Source organism: Arthrobacter sp. JCM 19049 (genome assembly GCF_001310435.1).
Map to the genome: position 1 here is coordinate 1 of NZ_BAXF01000174.1, position 4,245 is coordinate 4,245.

Annotated in this window: 1 protein-coding gene and 3 pseudogenes; 3 read left to right on the forward strand and 1 reads right to left on the reverse strand. The window is 67.2% G+C overall.

Annotated elements, in window-relative coordinates:
• Positions 1–1,767: pseudogene (locus tag JCM19049_RS08835) on the forward strand (acyl-CoA dehydrogenase); the annotation flags it as partial.
• Positions 1,768–2,031: 264 nt separating this feature from the next.
• Here the strand turns inward: JCM19049_RS08835 and JCM19049_RS23355 are convergent.
• A pseudogene (locus JCM19049_RS23355) lies at positions 2,032–2,409 on the reverse strand (hypothetical protein); the annotation flags it as partial.
• A gap of 445 nt (positions 2,410–2,854) precedes the next feature.
• Between JCM19049_RS23355 and JCM19049_RS19665 the strand changes: the two are divergent.
• Both JCM19049_RS19665 and JCM19049_RS08850 read left to right on the forward strand, forming a co-directional pair.
• A pseudogene (locus JCM19049_RS19665) lies at positions 2,855–3,484 on the forward strand (M1 family aminopeptidase); the annotation flags it as partial.
• A gap of 140 nt (positions 3,485–3,624) precedes the next feature.
• Positions 3,625–4,245 (forward strand): M1 family aminopeptidase (locus tag JCM19049_RS08850; protein ID WP_279402802.1); only part of this gene is annotated, 621 nt, incomplete at its 3' end.

Below are 4,245 nucleotides of genomic sequence, written 5' to 3' on the forward strand. Positions count from 1 at the left end.
CGCCTTCGAGGAACTGGTCGCGGCCGACCCCTCGCTGCAGATCAAGGCGGGCGTGCAGTGGGGCCTGTTCGGCGGGGCGGTGCTGCACCTGGGCACCGAGGAGCACCACAAGAAGTGGCTGCCGGGCATCCTGGACTTCAGCGTCCCGGGCGCCTTCGCGATGACCGAGATCGGCCACGGATCGGATGTGGCCAACGTGGCCACCACCGCCACCTATGACCCGCAGACCGAGGAATTCGTCATCCACACCCCGTTCAAGGCCGCCTGGAAGGAATTCCTGGGCAACGCCGCGCTGCACGGCAAGGACGCCACCGTCTTCGCGCAGCTGATCACCAAGGGCGTGAACCACGGGGTGCACTGCTTCTACGTGCCGATCCGCGACGAGCAGGGCAACTTCCTGGAGGGCGTGGGCGGCGAGGACGACGGGTTGAAGGGCGGACTGAACGGCATCGACAACGGCCGCCTGCACTTCACCCACGTGCGCGTCCCGCGCACCAACCTGCTCAACCGCTACGGGGATGTGGCCGCCGACGGCACCTACAGCTCCCCGATCGCCTCCCCGGGCCGGCGCTTCTTCACCATGCTCGGCACCCTGGTCCAGGGCCGGGTCTCGCTGGACGGGGCCGCGACCAGCGCGGCGAAGATCGCCCTGCAGATCGCCATCACCTACGCGAACCAGCGCCGCCAGTTCACCAGCACCTCGGACACCGAGGAAACCACCATCCTGGACTACCAGCGCCACCAGCGCCGCCTGCTGCCGCGCCTGGCCCGCACCTACGCCGCATCCTTCGCCCACGATGAGCTGCTGACCAAGTTCGACGAGGTCTTCTCCGGGCGCGCGGACAGCGACGAGGACCGCCAGGACCTGGAAACCTGGCCGCCGGGCTGAAGTCGCTGAGCACCTGGGATGCGCTGGACACCATCCAGGAGGCCCGCGAGGCCTGCGGCGGCTCGGGCTACATGGCCAAGAACCGCTTCAACCAGCTATACAGCGACCTGGATGTCTACGTCACCTTCGAGGGCGACAACAACGTGCTGCTGCAGCTGGTGGGCAAGCGCCTGCTGACCGACTACGCCGCCGAGTTCCGCAAGCTGGACACCGGCGCCGTCGCCCGCTACGTCGCCAAGCAGGTCGCTCCACCGCCTACCACCGCACCGGGCTGCGTTCGGTGGCCCAGGCCTTCGCCGACGTCAGCGACGAGCGCAAGAGCGCGAACTTCTTCAAGGACCGGCCAACCAGCGCGAGCTGCTGGCAGACCGGGTCAACGCCATGGTCGCCGAGGTGGCCGGGAACCTGCGCAGCGCCGGGAAGGACAAGGCCCGCACCGCGGCCAAGTTCAACGAGAACCAGGACCTGCTGATCCAGGCGGCCCGCGCCCACGCCGAGCTGCTGCGCTGGGAGGCCTTCACCCGGGCGCTGGAGAAGACCACGGACGAGAACACCCGCGAGGTGCTCACCTGGTTGCGCGACGTGTTCGCCCTGACCGTCGTCGAGGATGACCTGGCTGGTACCTGGCCCACGGCCGCCTGTCGATGCAGCGCGCCCGCACCCTGCCGGAGTACATCAACCGCCTGCTGGCCCGCCTGCGCCCGCACGCCCAGGACCTGGTCGACGCGTTTGGCTACACCCAGGAGCACCTGCGCGCGGAGATCGCCTCCGGCGTGGAGGCCGAACGCCAGGACGAGGCCCGCGACTACTTCCGCAAGCTGCGCGCCAGCAATGACGCGCCGGTCAGCGAGAAGTCGCTGAAGAAGGTCAAGGCCTAACTCGACGGGGCGGACCCGTTCCGCCCCACACGCCCAGCCCCGGGCCCCGGCAGCTGTTTGAATGCCGGCTGCCCGGGGCTGGGCTGTACCCCAAAAAGTGTGTCCAGGCCGGCTGCCGCAGGGGTGCCGTTCAGTCCAGGCGCTGGGCCAGGGCGACGATGATGCCTTCCGGGCCGCGCACGTAGCCATGCGCCACACCCCCTCGTATTCGCCGATCCCGCCGACCAGGCCGTAGCCAGCGGAGCGCAGCTGGTCGACCAGGGCCGGCAGGTCATCGACCACGAACGCCAGGCTGCGCAGCCCGACTTCGGTGGCCATCGCCTCCGGCTGCCCGGGTCCGTGGCCGGGGCGGATGAAGCTGGAGAGCTCGATCTGCTGCTCCGTGCCGGGCACGTTCAGCATCACGATGCGGGTGCGGGCATTGTGCAGTCCGCACACCGTATCCAGGAATTCGCCCTCGAGCCCGTCATGGCGTCCGGCCACTTCCAGGCCGAGTCCGAGGAAGAAATCGGTGGCCGTCTCCAGGTCGCGACGGTGATTCCCACATGGTCGAGCTTGAGGATGCGTGGCATGGCTGGCTCCTGACTGTTGGTGGTGCAGGCCAACGCTACGCAGGTTCCCGTGCCTTTGCACTGGCTTCACGGGAACCCGATCCGCGGCCGCGGAAAACGGCGGACATAATCACGGCCCGCACATTATCAAGGAAACGTTTCACAGCTAAGCTGGGGTGGTGGACACTCTTGAACGCTATGCACCGAATGAAAACCTGACCCGGGACGAAGCCGCCTGGCGGGCCCAGAACATCATCTGGCACTCCGCCGACGTCGAACTGGATGTCAGCAACGCCACCGATCCCAACCAGGGCAGCTACCGGTCGGTGACCACGCTGCGCTTCACCTCCAAGCACCCGCAGACCTTCATCGACTTCATCCACGACACCGTGGAGGAGATCAACGTCAACGGCACCATGATCGCCGTGGACCAGGCCGTTGTGGACGCGCGGATCTATCTTCAGGACCTGGACATCCAGGCCGTGAACACCGTGGTAATCACCGGACGCGCACTGTACTCGCGCTCCGGTGAGGGCATGCACCGCTTCGTGGATCCGCAGGACGGGCAGACCTACCTGTATACCCAGTTCGAGCCGGCCGACGCCCGCCGCGTCTTCGCCTGCTTTGAGCAGCCTGACTTGAAGACCTCCTACCGCTTCATCGTGCGCGGGCCGGAGGACTGGCACCTGGCCAGCAACCAACCGGCCGAATCGCAGAACCTGCACGAGGACGGCACCAAGACCGTTACCTTCGCCCCCACTCCCCCGATTTCCAGCTACATCACCACCGTGCTGGCCGGGCCCTACCACGTGGTGCGTGACGAGCACACCGTGATGCTCTCCTCCGGCGAACCGCTGCGGATCGAACTGGCCGCCAGCTGCCGCGCCTCCCTGGCCGAGGACTTCGACGCCGAAGAGATCCTCAAGGTCACCAAGCAGGGCTTGACCTACTTCCACGAACTGTTCGACTACCCCTACCCGTGGGGCAAGTACGACTCGGCGTTCGTGCCCGAATACAACCTGGGAGCCATGGAGAACCCGGGCCTGGTCACCTTCACCGAACGCTACGTCTTCACCTCCCACGCCACCGAGGCGCAGCACGAACAGCGCGCGAACACGATCATGCACGAGATGGCGCACATGTGGTTCGGCGACCTGGTCACCATGAAGTGGTGGGACGATCTGTGGCTGAAGGAATCCTTCGCGGACTACATCGGCACCCTGGCCAACGACCAGCCACCGACTTCGCCACCGCCTGGACCACCTTCGCCGCCCGTCGCAAGGCCTGGGCGTACGTGGCCGACCAGATGCCCACCACGCACCCAATCGTTGCGGACATCACCGACCTGCAGGCGGCGGACCAGAACTTCGACGGCATCACCTACGCCAAGGGCGCCAGCGTGCTCAAGCAGCTGGCCGCGTTCGTTGGCGATGAGGCGTTCCGTGACGCCGCCCGCGCCTACTTCGTGAAGCACGAGTACGCCAACACCTCCCTGGATGACTTCCTGGCCGCGCTCGAGCAGGCCAGTGGCCGGAACATGGGCGACTGGGCCGACGCCTGGCTGCGCACCAGCGGCGTGCCACACCTCGGGGTCGAGCTGGAGCTGGACGCCCAGAACGTGGTCCGTTCGGCCGCGCTTGTTCAGCGGGGCACCGACCCGGTCTCCGGGGAGCCGATCCTGCGCCCGCACGTGCTCACCGTGGGCAGCTATGAACTGGAAGAGGGCCGTCTGGTGCGCCAGGACAGCCAGCGCGTGGAACTGAACGGTGAACGGGTGGAGCTGGGGTTCCTGGTCGGTCGCCCGGCCCCGGCGGTGCTGTTGCCCAATGACGGGGATGAAACCTACGCCATCATCGAATTTGATGAGCGCTCCCAGCAGAACCTGCTCCAGCACCTGGGCGGCCTCAACGCCTCGCTGCCGCGCGCC